This is a genomic window from Mucilaginibacter dorajii (assembly GCF_024808255.1).
Classification (GTDB): Bacteria; Bacteroidota; Bacteroidia; order Sphingobacteriales; family Sphingobacteriaceae; genus Mucilaginibacter; species Mucilaginibacter dorajii.
Genome location: NZ_JANTYS010000012.1, coordinates 154,797 through 171,106, shown reverse-complemented (window position 1 = coordinate 171,106; position 16,310 = coordinate 154,797). Strand labels below are relative to the sequence as shown.

Annotated in this window: 16 protein-coding genes; 8 read left to right on the top strand and 8 right to left on the bottom strand. The window is 42.3% G+C overall.

The genetic code is table 11. The features are described from left to right. Positions 1-28: 28 nt before the first annotated feature. A complete protein-coding gene (locus tag FHS10_RS17360) occupies positions 29-538 on the bottom strand; it encodes a hypothetical protein (RefSeq protein ID WP_259092876.1) in 510 nt (169 codons plus the stop codon). Beyond that, positions 535-1,008, bottom strand: coding sequence for a hypothetical protein (locus FHS10_RS17355; RefSeq protein ID WP_259092875.1), 474 nt, complete (start codon positions 1,006-1,008; stop codon positions 535-537). Before FHS10_RS17355 ends, FHS10_RS17360 begins: the two co-directional genes overlap by 4 nt. A gap of 208 nt (positions 1,009-1,216) precedes the next feature. On the opposite strand from FHS10_RS17355, the gene FHS10_RS17350 reads away from it, so the two are divergent. Further along, a complete protein-coding gene (locus FHS10_RS17350; RefSeq protein ID WP_259092873.1) occupies positions 1,217-1,954 on the top strand; it encodes a hypothetical protein in 738 nt (245 codons plus the stop codon). Positions 1,955-1,973: 19 nt separating this feature from the next. On the opposite strand, the gene FHS10_RS17345 is transcribed toward FHS10_RS17350, so the two are convergent. After that, positions 1,974-3,407 carry an AAA family ATPase gene (locus tag FHS10_RS17345; protein ID WP_259092872.1) on the bottom strand — a complete coding sequence of 478 codons (1,434 nt, stop codon included), beginning with the start codon at positions 3,405-3,407 and terminating at the stop codon, positions 1,974-1,976. 370 nt (positions 3,408-3,777) lie between these two features. Here FHS10_RS17345 and FHS10_RS17340 point away from each other — a divergent pair, with 370 nt between their 5' ends. Together FHS10_RS17340 and FHS10_RS17335 are read left to right on the top strand one after the other, a co-directional pair. Next, positions 3,778-5,190 (top strand): alpha/beta hydrolase family protein, encoded by a 1,413-nt coding sequence (locus tag FHS10_RS17340; RefSeq protein ID WP_259092870.1) that lies wholly within the window; start codon positions 3,778-3,780, stop codon positions 5,188-5,190. Between the two features lie 441 nt (positions 5,191-5,631). Then, positions 5,632-5,922, top strand: a complete 291-nt coding sequence (locus tag FHS10_RS17335) for a hypothetical protein (protein ID WP_259092869.1) — start codon at positions 5,632-5,634, stop codon at positions 5,920-5,922. Between the two features lie 4 nt (positions 5,923-5,926). On the opposite strand, the gene FHS10_RS17330 is transcribed toward FHS10_RS17335, so the two are convergent. Then, the gene (locus FHS10_RS17330; RefSeq protein WP_259092868.1) at positions 5,927-6,175 is read right to left on the bottom strand and encodes a hypothetical protein; all 249 of its coding nucleotides are present in this window, start codon (positions 6,173-6,175) and stop codon (positions 5,927-5,929) included. A 175-nt stretch (positions 6,176-6,350) separates the two neighbouring features. Between FHS10_RS17330 and FHS10_RS17325 the strand changes: the two genes are divergently transcribed. The 4 genes from FHS10_RS17325 (at position 6,351) to FHS10_RS17310 (ending at position 9,820) form a co-directional block, all read left to right on the top strand. Further along, entirely contained in the window at positions 6,351-6,998 is a 648-nt protein-coding gene (locus tag FHS10_RS17325) for a 3-keto-alpha-glucoside-1,2-lyase-like domain-containing protein (protein WP_259092866.1), read from the top strand. A gap of 66 nt (positions 6,999-7,064) precedes the next feature. Further along, positions 7,065-7,877, top strand: coding sequence for a helix-turn-helix domain-containing protein (locus FHS10_RS17320; protein WP_259092865.1), 813 nt, complete (start codon positions 7,065-7,067; stop codon positions 7,875-7,877). A gap of 65 nt (positions 7,878-7,942) precedes the next feature. Further along, positions 7,943-8,896 (top strand): nitrilase family protein, encoded by a 954-nt coding sequence (locus tag FHS10_RS17315; protein WP_259092863.1) that lies wholly within the window; start codon positions 7,943-7,945, stop codon positions 8,894-8,896. 543 nt (positions 8,897-9,439) lie between these two features. Then, positions 9,440-9,820, top strand: coding sequence for a response regulator (locus FHS10_RS17310; RefSeq protein WP_259092861.1), 381 nt, complete (start codon positions 9,440-9,442; stop codon positions 9,818-9,820). Positions 9,821-9,915: 95 nt separating this feature from the next. On the opposite strand, the gene tnpA is transcribed toward FHS10_RS17310, so the two are convergent. Continuing rightward, positions 9,916-10,380, bottom strand: coding sequence for an IS200/IS605 family transposase (tnpA, locus tag FHS10_RS17305; protein WP_259092860.1), 465 nt, complete (start codon positions 10,378-10,380; stop codon positions 9,916-9,918). 459 nt (positions 10,381-10,839) lie between these two features. Between tnpA and FHS10_RS17300 the strand changes: the two genes are divergently transcribed. Continuing rightward, on the top strand, positions 10,840-11,061 hold the full coding sequence (locus FHS10_RS17300) for a hypothetical protein (RefSeq protein ID WP_259092858.1): 222 nt from the start codon (positions 10,840-10,842) through the stop codon (positions 11,059-11,061). Between the two features lie 201 nt (positions 11,062-11,262). On the opposite strand, the gene FHS10_RS17295 is transcribed toward FHS10_RS17300, so the two are convergent. From FHS10_RS17295 to FHS10_RS17285, 3 genes are read right to left on the bottom strand one after another with little or no spacing between them, the layout of a single operon-like run. Next, positions 11,263-11,838 (bottom strand): TetR/AcrR family transcriptional regulator, encoded by a 576-nt coding sequence (locus tag FHS10_RS17295; RefSeq protein WP_259092857.1) that lies wholly within the window; start codon positions 11,836-11,838, stop codon positions 11,263-11,265. 52 nt (positions 11,839-11,890) lie between these two features. After that, a complete protein-coding gene (locus tag FHS10_RS17290; protein WP_259092855.1) occupies positions 11,891-13,186 on the bottom strand; it encodes a TolC family protein in 1,296 nt (431 codons plus the stop codon). 10 nt (positions 13,187-13,196) lie between these two features. Next, complete coding sequence (locus FHS10_RS17285; protein ID WP_259092854.1) at positions 13,197-16,304, bottom strand: efflux RND transporter permease subunit; 3,108 nt, start codon at positions 16,302-16,304, stop codon at positions 13,197-13,199. Positions 16,305-16,310: the final 6 nt, after the last annotated feature.

Genomic DNA, 16,310 nt, shown 5'->3' with positions numbered 1-16,310 from the left:
AACATAATTATATACCTGTAGCAGGGTATTATTTTTTGAGTCGCCTAAGCTCGGTTTTTAACTCCTGCAACTGTTGCTGGGCCTGTCGGTTTTCCAGGTAAAAATAAATGGCGCAGGCTAAAAAAATCTTACCTAACACAAATACAGCTGCAAAAACCCATTTCCAGCTTTTGCTTATCTTCATGTGGCTTGATTCGGCCTCTACCTCTATATACTGATGTTCGTTGTTGTAAGGTTTAGATTGCTTGAAATCATCATCGTTGTCGCGTTCTTTTTCTGTGAATTTTTCAGGGCTGGTTTTGTCGCGTACAATGATATCGTTTATTTCCTGTTCAATTTTTCCCCAGGTATTTGGCGGCGGCGTAATAGCCATATTGCGGGCAAGCAATTCCATATCCAGCTCAAGTTGCTGCAAGGCCTCGTTAACCTCGGGGAAACGGGCTTTCATGAACATTAACTCCTGGGTTTCATCGTCAGAGGCAGCACCCATTACAAAGGTTTCCAAAATGCCGCTTTCTATGTAGTCTTCAACTCTCATTTGGCAACCCGGATAATGGTGAAACATTCTTTCAATAATTTCCTCACAGCCTCTTCCGGTTTTCCAATTTCGGCAGCAAGTTTGCTGATACTTTTACCATGCCAGTGCGCGCCGCAAAAAACCAGTTGCTGATCGGGTGTCATTTCTTTTATAAATTTATTTTTAACAATGAACACATTGTTTTGTACAGCATTGTGGGTGTTGTGGTCTTCAGTATTTTCAAAAAAGCTGGCCATTTTTTTACGGGCCATTAATTGCAGGCGACAAAACGCGTTTACGCCGGGTTTATAAAACTCCTCAATTTCGTTGGGCACGTCATTAAACACCAACATGAGGTATTGCTCGGCCACCGAACGGCTTTTTACCACCTCGAAAAGGTAGCCTAACAGCATACCGGCATAGTTATTATACAGGTTGTTTACAGATGACAACTTACTACCGCCCACCTCTCCAGAAGTTTGTAACTGCATATTTAAAATTAAATCAGGGGTCTAATTTTTACAAATGTACCAATCAAATGTAATTATATTTTAAATTAAATTTCAGTTAATAAATTATCCTTTTTTAAGGTGTTAGCTTTTAAGTGCTTGATGATTATGTGTTTATAACTGATTGTTAATTAAAGTTAAAAGTACTTTCGTACCAGTTTACATTTAAATTTATTTTTTATTTTTAGCCATGCTTAAACATTTTTTTTTGTTATTCCTTGCAAGCACATTTTCGGTATTGGCATACGGCCAAACTACACGCACAGGGCTGGTGTATGAAAATACCACGCGGGTGGTATTACCAAATATACAGGTTGAAAACATTACCACGCACGATGTGGTTTTAACCAACAGGGCAGGCGCTTTTAGCATTGCCGGCAAAAATGGCGACATCCTGGTATTTAGCGGCAGCTTTTATAACGCCGATACCGTATTGCTCACCGGCAATAAGCCCATGGAAATATCGCTGATACCTAAACATAATATGCTGAACGAGGTAAAAGTAACCGCTACTGAGGCTACCCATACCGGCTCGTTCCAATCACCCGATTTTCATAACCAAACGGTGGTATATCAGCGCGATGAAAAAGGCAATTATAAAGGCGGCGTAGCCATACGCTTAAGCTATTTTAAAAAGGACGAGCATAAGCGCGAAAAACAGGCCGCGTTTTTGAAAGACCAGGAACAGCAGGACCAGATAGCCCAGGTTTTTAACGCCAAAAAAATCAGTGAATACCTGCCGCTTAAAGGCAAGGATATGGACGATTTTTTGGTGCTGTATACCCCATCGCCCAAAACATATTTTACACCTGCTTTTAATCTGGCAGCCTATCTTGATACCAGTTATAAAGAGTTTATAAAAATCCCGGCAGATAAGCGCAATACACAGCTGGAGGCGGCAAAAGCGGTTTCAAAAGAGTTGGAATAAATTTGTATTGGTAATTTAGCTATTTAAACAAACTCTCCAGCTTAATATCGTTTTGAATAAGCCCTAATTTATAGCTGTTATCCTGGGTGCCAAAAGTGGTAACCATTACAATAAATAATGTTTTTGAGGTTTTGGTTTTGCTTTTGAAAACATCTCTTTTTTGCACCAGTTCTGCAGCATAGGCTTTGTCTATTGTAAAGGCTGTGGTCGAAAACTTCATTTCGCAAATGCTAATGCAAAAATCCTGTCTGTCAAATAGTAAATCTATTTGTGCCCCCTGCCGGCCTTTGCCAGGAGCATACCTCCACGCCGATTCTTCGGTATAAACCCCTGCTATACCTAATGCTGCTTTAATCTCTTTGGTATGTTTTAAACAAACACTTTCAAAAGCTAAGCCGCTCCAACTTCGCCAGGATGGGGTTGTGGATAATTTGATCCAGGTTCCGGTGCCTGTAGCACGACTGCTTTCCATGAATTTCAGGTAAAATCTTGAGTACTCGTCAGAAAGTTTATAAATGCTGTCGCGCGTGTTTTTTTCAAACGGGAGGTAAGGAGATATAAAGCCCGATTCTGTTAACTCTTCAAGGAGTAGTGTGGCTGTACCACCGGTTGATAAACCACATTCGGTAATGATTTCTTTGCGGGTTAAGCCCGATGGTTTATCGGCAAGTGCTCTTACAACCAAAATATGTTTATCTGCCTCGGCAAATAACGACCGGTAAAGGTTATTGAATTCATTTTGTAAAGCGCCATCCTTGGTAAAGCATATCCGGTCGATATTCTGGGCCGCGCTTTGCCCCGGTAAAATATCTTTTAAGTATTGCGGAATTCCGCCTACAACCATGTATAACTGTGCTATTTGATAGTGATCAAGATTTACGTTGTTGTGCTTCAAATATTCACCGGTTTCGGCAAGGGTAAAAGGGAGCAACCTCAGTTTGCGGGTGATCCTGTTATGCAAACCGCCTTTATTGTTTACTACCTTTTGAATCATCCAGGATGCTGCGGAGCCACAAATGGTTAAAATTAGGTTGTTTTGCTTTGTTCCCCATGAATTCCAAAAAAACTCAAAGGCCGGCAAAAATCCCGATTTTGCGGAACTTAGCCACGGAAACTCGTCCAAAAAAATAACACATTTATTTTTCTTTAGCAGCGGCTCCGCATAATTTTTAAGCATTTGAAAAGCTTGTGTCCAGTTGGCTGGGATGACAGGAGGAACAGGTAATTTCATTGCTTCGGCCAATGTATTGCTGAAGTTTGTTAGCTGTTCCCTTAAAGTTGCATTATGAACGCCCGAAAACTCAAAAATCATTTGTTTTTGAAAGAATTTGCGGATAAGGTATGTTTTACCTACCCGCCTGCGGCCAAATATGGCAATCAGTTCTGCCTCGGTAGATTTTAAAGTTTGCTCAAGTATCCGTTTTTCATCTATGCGGCCAATAATTTCTTTCATCTATATAGCTATAAAATGTTGTGAAATTTATAATTGTGGCTAACTATTGGTGTAGTATAATCAGCCATAACTATACAAATATACATAGTTGTGGCCGATTATAAAAATATATACTCAGCCACAACTATGTTTTTAAATATACTTGTGGCCGATTATAAAATATATACTCAGCCATAACTATGTTTTATGAGGTACTTATGGCTGAGTATAATGTTTGTAAATCTTTTAAATAAACATTAAAACAGCTTTGTGGGTTTGTTTCCTGTCGCCTCCGAATCCTGAAGTCCCAAAGTCTTATCATCCCAAAATCCCATGGTCCCACTATCCAAATTAGCCCAAAAAAGCTATCTTGGCTTAAAATCTGTCACAAATGAAAAAATGCCTTGTTACTTTCGTTTTTATTTTAGCTGTTACTACGTCATTTGCCCAAAGTATTGCCGGCGATTGGTATGGTATTTTAAATGTGAATGGTACATCGATACATTTGGTGTTTCACATTTTGAGAACGGCAGATAAATACACTACCACCTGGGATAGCCCCGATCAGGGAGGCAAACAGCTGGCAACTACGGCAACCACTGTTATTGGTAATCAGGTTACTATTGATGCCACGACATTCGATATCAAATACACCGGTACTTTTGTGCCCGATAGTAACAAGATCAAAGGCTCTTTTACACAAGGTGCTGCTATATTACCACTGGTATTATCTACAAATAAAAACTCGGCAATAGCGACTAAGCCAGCTGCACGCCCCCAGGACCCTAAAGATTTTCCATATAAGCAGGAGGAAGTTACTTTTATAAACCCCAAAGCCGGCGACCGGTTAGCCGGCACCTTAACCATACCTGCCAATGGCAAAGTATCAAAAGTAGTGGTATTGATAACCGGCTCGGGGCCGCAAAACCGTAACGAGGAATTGTTTAATCACCGTCCGTTTTTGGTTTGGAGCGATTGGCTTACCCGCCGGGGCGTTGCTGTGTTAAGATATGATGACCGGGGTATAGCCAAATCAACAGGCGATTTTACCGGGGCCACCACAGCCGATTTTGCCGACGATGCCGAAGCAGCTGTGAATTACCTGAGCTCACGTGCCGATCTTAAATATGCAGCCATCGGCCTCATGGGGCATAGCGAAGGCGGCATTATAGCGCCCATGGTAGCCAGCCGAAATAAAGCGGTTAAGTTTGTGGTGCTGTTGGCAGGCCCGGGTGTACCATCCGAGGTATTGATGCAAAAACAATCGGCCGATCAGATGCGATTATTGGGTGCGCCTGAAAAAGCAATAACACAGGCGCTGGCATCTAACAATAAAATTTATCAACTTATCAGGGAAAACCAAAACCTGCCAACAGCAGCGTTTAAGATAAAGGCCGATACTTTGTTGTACCAGATAGCGCGCGTGTTTTCATCAGGCACGCTGGGTAACCAAACCGCGGATGAATTTGTAAAAGCCAAATCGGCAAGTATTGTAAGTCCCTGGTTAAGGTATTTTATGACCTTAAACCCTGATGATTATCTGAAAAAAGTTACCTGCCCGCTGTTGGCCATCAATGGTACATTAGATAAACAGGTAAGCAGCACCGAAAACCTTGCAGGTATTAAAGCAAGTATGGAAAAAGGTGGTAACAAGCATTACCAGGTGGTGCCATTGGCCAATTTAAATCACTTATTACAAAAAGCTACCACAGGCAGCCTTGCCGAATACGGCCAAATTGAAGAAACTATAAACCCGGTTGCATTGAAAACAGTGGGTGATTGGATAGAAGAGCTAAAGTATTAAAACTAATTTATTTAGGTAGCTACGTATCAGTTAGGTCAGGATTGAAAGCCCCAATTTTATTAGTGTGACAAATACCAAATACACTTCCCAAACATATACCCGATAAATAAAACCGATATTGAGATTATAATTAATAAAATGATTTTACCAGTAAAGCTATTATAATTGATTTTTCTAAGTAAATACATTGCAATTGTTTTTAAGTAAAACAAATATAATGATAAGGTTTTAATTTTCAATGTATTATGGTATGGAACCTGTTTTTACTTGTCACAGTTAAGTAATTTGCATGTTTTTTTAAACTTTTTTAAATCCTTTCCTGTTATAGTATTGATGAAAGGTGATGTTCCGGAAGCTGCTAAAAGATCAAAAAAAAATGCGCGAAACAACTCCTCGCTGTTCTCATTAATTTTTAAGATTGAGATATTTTAGGATCAAACTATGAATGAAATTATTTCGCTGGCAGAAATGGCTGCCAGAACGTTCACAACTGATGTAATTCACTTGTTGAAAAACGAACTTGGCGATCATGGTACCGTAGCCAGCCTGGGCAACCAGGTACTGATCAAAATAAGCCAGACTGATTTTGAATCGAGATTGGGTAATGTGCTTCAGCAAATTTACCGGGTTATTGATCAACACTTCCCCGTTCGGCAAAATCATTTGTCAATTATTATCCAGGATAACGAAGCCCGGTACAAAAATGTGTTCAAGATCTGGAAATCGGCATAAAAAATTATGTTGATGTAGCAATCCTAAAACAATAGGAGTAGCCATCGTCGTCGGTAAAAAAAAGCGTTTGGCCATAATCTCTATCTTCCATGTCTGATAGTTCGTATCCCATTTGTTTCAAGCACGCTCTTGAAACATGAATGTTGGCCGGTGCCGGGTACAGGCCAACCGCATACCCATAGTTTGTTAAGCTTTTGGCCAAAATAAAAAGAGTTGTCATTTCGAACGAACCTGCAGGGATTTGTGCGCTCAAGAGATAGTTTCTCCTCGCCCACCGCTTTTCTCTGCGCATGCTCGTTCGAAATGACATTTTCTTTAATACGCATACCAATCTCAAAACTCCCCTTATCAAAACTTGAACAAACTTGCACAGGTTTGAACTGCCCAATAGCCATACAATGCTGTATGTTTACTTTAAAATAAGGCAAATGAAAAGGCTATCATTAATCAAATTAAAACTGTGCGTGTTGCTTAGTATTTGCTCAATAGCCGCGGGCGCGCAGGTAAAGCAATATAACTTGCAGCAATTATTAAAAGCAGGCAGACTCATTACCGTTCCCGCCCATCAAACGCAGGTTTTGGAAGGCGCCAAACAAGGAGCCATCACCACTAAAGGCATCATTTGGATTAAAGGGATCAACTTTAAAAACGGTACAGTTGATATTGACCTGAGGGGCAAAAATGAGTTTTTGAAAAGTTTCCTGGGGATAGCTTTTCGCGGTACAGATACCACCACCTGCGATATCCTTTATTTTCGACCCTTTAATTTTAAACATGTGGATACGGCAAGGCATAAATGGTCGGTAGCGTACATGCACATTCCCGATAATGATTATGCTAAGCTCCGTAAAGAACATCCTGGTGTTTATGAAAATAAAGTTACTCCTGTGCCCGATATGGATGCCTGGTTTCATGCCACTATTGTGATTAAAGGTGATTTGCTAACTGTTTATGTAAACCATTCTACCACTCCTTCATTAACTGTAACCATGTTAAGCGACCGAAAGGACGGGCTATTTGGCCTTTACTCTGACGGGCTAACCAATGACTTTGCCAATTTGGAAATAAGCGATTAATTATAAACATATCGCCTGCCCTTCAGGCTTGTTTGAAATATGTACCTTTATATCATATAGGTGTATATGCAAATTTTGCCCGCTGCTTCGTTAGCTCATCTTATTAAACACTACCTGGTATTGGAAAATGAGGCTACGCAGACGCTGAATCTCAGGATTTTTGCCGATGGTAATCCCGGCATTGTTTTTTACTCGTCGCAACCGCTTTGGCAGCGCCATCAAAATGAAAACTACCTTCATCCTCAAAGTTTTTTGTACGGGCAGATCACGCAATACCAAAATCTGTTGTCGGCAGGCAGCTTAAAAATGTTGGTTGTTGTTTTGCAGCCCTATGCCATTTATGCACTTACAAAGATGCCTGTTGTCGAACTCAACAATATCAAGCTGGATTTGAAATACCTGTTTGGGCAACAGGGCGCCGATCTGGAAGATCAGGTTTTAAACGCTCCTCACTATCAGGCTAAAATTGAGCATATTGAAAAGTTCTTCCTCCAAAAAATGAGGCTTTTTGTACAGCCCGATCTATTGGTGCCCCATGCCATTAACCTCATTACGCGGCGCAAGGGGATCATTAGTGTTGAATCACTTTTAAAGGAACTTCCTGTTACCGAAAAGCAATTGGAACGGAAATTTAAAACCCAGGTAGGCATCGGTCCAAAAAAGTTTTGCGGCATTATTAAAATGGGCAATTTTTTGAAACTGCTCAGGGAGGGTCGGGCAACCACCAAAATAGGCGATTTGTATTATGAAGGCGGTTATTATGATCAGCCCCATATGAATAATTATTTTAAGAAAAACGCAGGCTTAACACCGCAGCAATATGCCGGTAACAGTAATGTGCTTGCTTTAAATTTCCTGCAAACTACCGCAGGTTTATAATTGTCGGTTTTTTACAAAGACAATCGTCAGGCACTCCATAATTTTGCCTTACAACAAAGTAAACTATGGAAAATTTGAAAATAGCGACCGCCCAATTTGAAAACCGCAGCGGCAACAAAGCTTATAATTTAAGTATCATTAGGGAACTTACCCAAAAAGCAGCGCAGCAAGGGGCTGGCGCAATTGCTTTTCACGAATGCTCTGTTACCGGCTACACATTTGCCCGAAACTTATCAAAAGCCGAACTGACCGAGCTTGCCGAGGTAATTCCCAACGGGACATCCGTAACGGCACTCATTGCCATTGCCGCGGAGTTTAACATCGCGGTGCTGGCCAGCTTGTTTGAAAAAGACCTGGCCGGTAATCTTTTTAAGGCTTACGTATGTGTAGATAAAAACGGACTGGTTGCCAAACACCGCAAACTTCATCCTTTTATTAACCCGCACCTTGTACCGGGCGATAGCTACACCGTATTTGATTTATATGGATGGAAATGCGGGATCCTTATTTGTTACGATAATAATATCATTGAAAATGTAAGGGCTACAACCCTGCTTGGTGCACAGGTGATATTTATGCCCCACGTTACTATGTGTACACCATCGCCCAGACCGGGGGCCGGGTTTGTTGATGCCAGGCTTTGGCTGGATAAGGAAAAGAACAAGCAGCTTTTACGCGAAGAGTTCGACAGCTTAAAAGGCCGTGCCTGGCTAATGAAGTGGTTGCCTGCACGCGCTTATGATAATGGCATTTACGCGGTTTTCTCAAATCCAATTGGTATGGATGATGATCAGTTAAAAAATGGCTGCGCCATGATCATCGATCCATTTGGTGATATTTTAGCAGAATGCCGCTCACTTAACAATGAAGTAGCCTTTGCTGAGCTCAACCCCGAAAAATTAAAGCAGGCCGGAGGATACCGATACCTTAAAGCCCGCCGACCTGAACTATATTCAGCAATAATTGGTGGCAGCCATGAAAGTATGCAGGCTGTAGCCTGGATGGGTGAGGGAAAATAATAAATGGTACACAAGCTTAAGCGATGGACAGTTTGTAAACCCCGAATGCTATAGCTGCCAAATTTTACACCCGCTGATACTTATTTCAGTATCCATGCTGCTTAAGCCCTGAACGGCCGATCCTGCTGTTAAATTGCTGGTGGCCACACTTGTAGTGGGCATATCATTTTTAGTTGCCCTGGGCGTGGTGAGGGTGCCGGGGGTGAGGGAGGTGGTGTAAATATTTAGCCCTAATAGTTGCTTTTAATTCTTCCGTTGCAAGTAACTTTTTTTTAATTGCATGCATTGATCTTCCTATATGTATGCGGCAATAATTCTATTCTGAGAAAAAAAGTTGCTATTATATCAATAAACAGGATGGATATTACCTTAACTAATCGTAATATTAAAAACTTAACTATGTTACCCGACTGTGCTTTTAAATTCAATAATATTACCTTGTTATAGTGTTGTGTAATAGTTGATTAACTTATTTAATTAAAAAAATATATTTAGCTTTAACTTTACAACTAATTGCTATATTTGGCTACTAACCCCTACCTTATGTCAAAACGTTTATTGTGTATTGATGATAACTACATTGATATAGCCATCATTAAAAATCACCAGGCCAAATCAAATACTTTTGAAGATGTTAAGTATTATATGGACGCTAAAAGTGCTATTAAATTCCTTAAGGATAATATGCACAAACCCACCGAACTCCCCGACGTAATTTTCCTTGACCTATATATGGATTCTTTTAGTGGATGGGATTTTTTGGACGAGTATAACCAAATATCAGGAACGCTTGCTAAAGAGATCACTATTCATATTGTTTCATTCTCCATTTTGCCTAAAGATATTTCCCGGTCAAAAAATTATTCGTGCGTTACCTCTTACTTTCCAAAGCCAATGACCCAAAAGGCATTCCAGGTTCTGTAGGGTAAATTGGTATTATATAACTTAACACAAAGCCGGGCTTAATGCATTCTGCCCCTTCGTGTTTACGGGGCGTTATATTACAGGAGCGTATCAACTTAATCCAGTAGATCGGTGAAGATGTATTCTTCATCGAATTCAACATCATAACCTTTTAATATTTCCAGATATTCATCCCTGAATGATTTTTTAAGGTGATGTTGTTTTTGGTTAAGGATGTATTTTACCACCCCATCAATATGCGATTTACTATTACTGAATGCGCCATAGCCTCGTTGCCATTGGAACTTCCTTTTTGTAAATCCCGATTTGTTAATAAACTCCGCGCTATCGCCTTTTACGAGCCGCATCATTTCGGAGATTGATTGTTGCGGATCGAGACCGATGAACATATGTAAATGGTCGGTGGCCGAGTTAATGGCCAGCATTTTATGTCCGTTATTTTTTACGATGCCAGTAATGTATTTATGCAGGTCATCTTCCCATTGAGGTTCTATAACGGCCAGCCGGTATTTGACAGCAAAAACGCAATGGATATATAATTGTGTATAGGTATTTGGCATAACCAAATCTAATAAATTAAGTGGCTTGAGACAGATATGCGTGTCGGAAAAATCATGTTAAAGAGAAGAAACAGGTAGCCGCTATGCGGCATAAACTTCATTCGGAATTGGCTACAAATAGGTAGCCGCTATGCGGCAGATCGGCGTATTGGAATTGGCAGTTATTTGGGAAGCGTTTGGTCAAGCAAACGAATAAAGATCTTTAATTGCCGCATCGCGGCTACCCGTTTGTAGAGAAGATCCCCACGCCAATCATGCCGCATTATGGCTACCTATTTTACCTATTTGTAAAAAGGGTCAAATGTGCCAATCATGCCGCATAGCGGCTACCTATTTGTAGAGAAGATCCCTCACGCCAATCATGCCGCATAGCGGCTACCTATTTGTAGAGAAGATCCCTCAAGCCAATCATGCCGCATAGCGGCTACCTATTTGTAGAGAAGATCCCTCACGCCAATTATGCCGTATAGCGGCTACCTATTTGTAGAAAAGATCCCCGCGCCAGTCATGCCGCATCGCGGCTACCTGTTTGTAGAAAAGATCCCCGCGCTAATTATGCCGCATCGCGGCTACCTATTTGTAGAGAAGATCCCTCACGCCAATCATGCCGCATCGCGGCTACCTATTTGTAGAGAAGATCCCTCACGCCAATCATGCCGCATAGCGGCTACCTATTTGTAGACAAGGTCCCTCACGCCAATCATGCCGCATAGCGGCTACCTATTTGTAGAGAAGATCCCTCACGCCAATCATGCCGCATAGCGGCTACCTATTTGTAGACAAGGTCCCTCACGCCAATTATGCCGCATAGCGGCTACCTATTTGTAGACAAGGTCTCCCTCACGCCAATCATGCCGCATAGCGGCTACCTATTTGTAGAACCTATAAACCGGCAAAAATACGGCGTCCTTCGGTTGTTGTTATGCTGTTTATAAACAGGTGGAGCGCCGCAAATATATCGCCGGGACCCCGTAAACTATTGAATAAAAAGAAGTCGGTTACCGAGGTGTAAATGCTGGCCGTGGTTTGAATATCGATTTCGGGTCTGTAAAGTGCTTTTTTTATACCACATTCCAGGTTTATTTCGATAGCCTTTTTCATGGTATCATTTTTAAAATGATGAAGGGCTCTGTGGGCTCTGGGATATCTTTGTAATACCAGGTCGTTAAAAATATACCTTAAGGTAATCAAATGATTAAAAAGATCCTGTTGAAGAAATAACTCCCTAACAGGATCAAGCGCTGTATTAGAGTTTGCCCTGAGGATATCATCGCCCTGTTTAATGAGCAGGTCAACAACAGCTTCAACAAGGATGCCTTTATTGGCAAAATGCTGATAAAGTGTTTTCTTCGACATGCCTGAAGCCCCCGCTACTTCATCCATAGTTACGCTTACGATACCATGTTTAATAAAAAGCCCGATGGCGTTATCTATCAAATGTGTTCTTTTATCTTCCATTGTGGCAGGTTGATATTGTTCACCATTTCCCCCAGGATTTTAGTAAGAGCAGCTATTGCGGCTGACTCTCTGTTTTTGCAGTAACGTAATTGTATACGGCCCATCGTACATAAAAATCGGCAAATGCGGTCGCCACGGTGCTTGAGGCCTGCTGGTAAGCGGCCTGTGCATCCAGCACTTCCGAAATGGTAGCTAAACCGGCTTTATAATTATCCTGGTTAACTTTTAAGTTTTCGGTAGCCTGTTCCAGGTTGTCTTTGGCATAACTTATCTGTGTAAGCTGGTCTTGCATATCATACCAATAGCGCACAATACCTACTTTTAATTGATTTTGTCCGTCATTGAAATCATTACGTGCTATTTGCTCACTAATGCGGTGCTGTTTAATCTTTTGCTTGCCACGGCCCCATAAACCGTTTGATATGGGGATACTTAGCGTAACAAAGCTGGCCGGTGCAAAATTGCTTCCAATCCCGCTGTTGATTGATCCCGTTTGTGATGCACTGAGGCCAATTGCCAGGCTGGGCAGGTTATCACCATTGGCAAGGCGGGTCTGCAGTTTTTCGCCTTCGATGCGCCTGGTTAGTAATTGATAATTGGCATTGCCGTTTAAGTTAGTATCAGGCTGCAAAGCAGGCAGCGCCGGTGTGGTTTTTTTGTTAAGCGTATCCTGCATCACCATTAGTGAATCAAAAGGAATGCCGGTATACATCGAAAAATCCAATTGGGCAACATGGCGTCCGTTTTGCAGTTTGCTTTTATTAACCAATAGCTGGCTAAGCTGCACCTTCACTTTCAGCAAATCGTTACGCGCTATTAAGCCCGACGCCAGCATATTTTTTTGCATTTTAAGCACGGCGTTAAGTAATGCCTCATTAACCAGTATGGTTTTTTGCTGCTCCTGTATGTTTACCAGGTTCCAGTATTTTTGTTCGGTTAACAATACTACAGAATCTGCCGACTGCTTTTTCCTGATCTGGCTTACCTGCAGCTGCAATGCGGCTAACTGGTTGCCTGTTTTAATTTTACCGCCGGCATAAAGCGATTCGGTACCGGTTACGCCAAACAGGTAAAAATTATCAATGCCTTTTTCTAAAAGGGGAGGCATGGCCGATACAAAATCTTTAAAGCCAAACAACCCCACCCCGGTGGCGCTCACCGAAGGCAGATAATCTGACTTGGCTGCTGCAACGTCGGCCTGTGCCGAACTGATTTTTAACTCGCCATTTTTTAAGGCATAACTATAGGCCAGGGCCGCCTGCTTACTCTCTTGCAGGGATATAATGTGCTGCTGGGCACCAGCCTGCAGGCACGTTAAAATGAATATGGAAAAAAAGAATGTTTTCATGATCATGAACTTATGCGGTTACAGTTTCCGGTGTTTGGCTATCCGGTTTGTTTTGATCTTCCTTGCGGAAGAAAAGCCAGTACAGGGTTGGCAGCACAAATAGGGTGAGCAGCATGGATACCAATAGGCCGAAGCAGATTACGGTACCAAGCGGCCCCCAAAGCGACGACCGGCTGATCACCATTGGGATCACCCCAACAGCCGCTGCAGATGAGGTAAGGAAAATTGGCCGCATCCGGCGCTCTGCAGATAGCTTCGCGGCTTCAAATACAGATTTTCCTTCGTGCAGCCGTAGTTCTTCGGCAAAATCTATCAGGATAATACCATTACGCACCACAATGCCGCAAAGGGCAAGCAGGCCCAAAAATGAAGTAAATCCAAAAGGATAACCCGCTACCAGTAAGCCGAAGGATGCGCCAAGCAAGCTTAACGGCATGGTGGTTATACTTAACAGCGCGTGTTTTAGGTGTTTAAAGTGCCAAAGCAGAATCAGGAATATCAATACAATACTCACGCCTAACGCAACACCCATCGGGCCCTGGTTTTCGCCCTGCAGCTCAAACTCGCCCCCATAACGGATCTCGACTCCCTGTGGCAGTTTTATTTTTTCAATGGCCGGTTGCAGGTCCATCAAAACGGCATTGGCCACCGCCTCCTGGGTTACATCCATCCTAACGGTTAGCGTGCGTACACTGTTTCGGCGGGTAATTTGTCCGTCGTTCCAATCCTGCTCCACATCGGCCACCTGCCTGAGCGGAATAATGGATTTAGTTTGGGGCGATACGATGTTTAGGTCCTGTAAATTAGCAAGGTTGCTCCTGGTCGCTTTGGGCGTTTTGATCTTCACATCCACCGCATAGGTGTTTTCCCAAAGTTGGGTAGCGGTAATGCCTTCGGTATGCATGGATACTGCGTTGGCAATGTCACTTTTGCTTAGCCCAAGCCTTGCTGCTTCGGCCGTTTTTACATCAATTTTAAGTGAGGGCTGCATTTCGTTATAATCCGTTCTGGCCCAGGTTACCTGTTTGTGGGTTTTGCCTATAGCCAAAACTTTATTGGCAACCTGTTTTAAAGCCGCTATATCGTTTCCGCTTATCCTTACTTCAATAGGGGCAAGGGCATTGATCATATTCAGCTGTTTCATACGTACATAAGCCGAGGGAAACAGGTTGCTATACTTTTTCTGGTATTCAATGATCACCTTTTCGGTAGCATCTTCAGATTCTGTTTTGATCAGTATCTGGGCATAGTTTTTTGCCGGAAGGTTTGGGGCATAAACCGAATGGAAACGCGGCGAACTGCTGCCAATGAAACTGGTATAAGTAACAATGCGCTTATCCTGTTTCAAAATGCGCTCCATGCCCTTTACCACACTATCTGTTTGCGATAGGTTGTAACCACTGGGCAGGTAAATCTCCATCGCGAATTGATTTCGTTCCACCTTAGGGAACAGCTGCTGGGGTAAAAAGCCCATCATGCCTATGCCAAGCACAACAGCCATTATTCCAAAAAATACGGTTAGCTTGTAATGTTTCATGGAGTTGCCTATATGGCTGTTAAAGAAATCCTGAAGCCTATCCAGGAAGGATCTTTTCTCGTCGTTTTTACCATGCAATAATCCTTTTTTGATAAAAATGGTGTTGAAAAAAGGCACCAGCAGCATAGATATCAGTAGCGATAGGGTTAGCGCTATCATGATGGTTACCGGGAACAGCCTGATAAAATCTTTAGATACGCCTGTCATGAAAAAAGCAAGGGGAACAAAAGTGGCCGATATAGCCAGCGTGGCTGTAAATACCGAAGGGAACAATTCCTGCGCGCTGCTTTTAGCCGCATCCCATACCGACATGCCATGATCCAGTTTTTCAACGTGATTATCAATCACCACTATCGGATCATCCACAACTATGCCCAGTACCACAATTAAAGCGGCTAAGGTTACCGTGTCAAGCTCTATACCAACCATATACATGATACCCAGTGTTGCTGCAATGGTAATTGGGATAGTTGCTGCCGCAACCGCCGCTACCCTTAAAGGCAACAACAACAGGGCTACCGCTATTACACCGATAAGGGCAAAGGCAAACTCTTTCATGAAATGACTGATAGAATCATCTACCACTTCGGGCTGGTCTGCCAGTTTAACCAATTGAACATCAGCCGGTAAATGGCGGCTTATTTTATCTATGTGCTCTTCCAGTTCTTTACCAAATTGTACAATGTTTTTGCCGGTGATCATCTCCAGCGAAATCACTATAGATTTGGTGCCGTTTGAGGTTACATAGCTATCGGGTTCATCGTACTCCCGTTTCAAGGTAGCTACATCGCGCAGGCGTACTGAGTTGCCGTTGGCATCCTGCCTGATGATCTGCTCTGCAAGCTCAGCTTCAGTTTTATAAAAAGTACTAAGGTGGATGGGCTCATCAACAACATCGCCTTCTTCCTTGCCTGCAGCATTGATAGCGCCTTCGTTTTGCAGGATCTGCATAATATTGTTTACCGATACACCCTTTTGCAACAGCTTATTGTTATCTACATACACCGTTATCTGCTCGTTTAGGTTGCCGGTGTGGGTTATTTTGGCAACGTCCTGTACCTGGCGCAGTTCGGCTTCAATATCTTCTACATTGCGCAGCAGCTCCTTGTAGGGCCTGGTTTTCGATTCTACCGCCATCAGCATGGCCGATGTGTTACCAAACTCACTATCTATATAAAAACCCTTAACCTCTTTGGGTAACTGGCTTTGCAAAATGAGCATGCCATTTTTAATCTTGTTCCAAAATGCCTTGGTTTGAATAGCATTTAAATTATCGGCAACTTCAACAAATACATACATCACCCCATCGCGGGAGTAGGAATACGTTTTTTTCTTATTGATCTCGTTATTGCTGAACAAGTACTCTTCTACTTTTTTGGTCAGCTGTTCTTCTACCTGTTTAGATGAAGCACCCGGATATTGACCAATGATTAAACCTTGCCGTATGGTAAAATCGGGAAACTCGTTTCGCGGCATGTTGAACAGCGCGGTAATGCCGAGGATAAAAAATATAGCAGACAGGGCAAGCGGAAATACATGGTATTCCATAGCCCATTCAATTAAATTACCTTTCTTTTTCATCGTCTG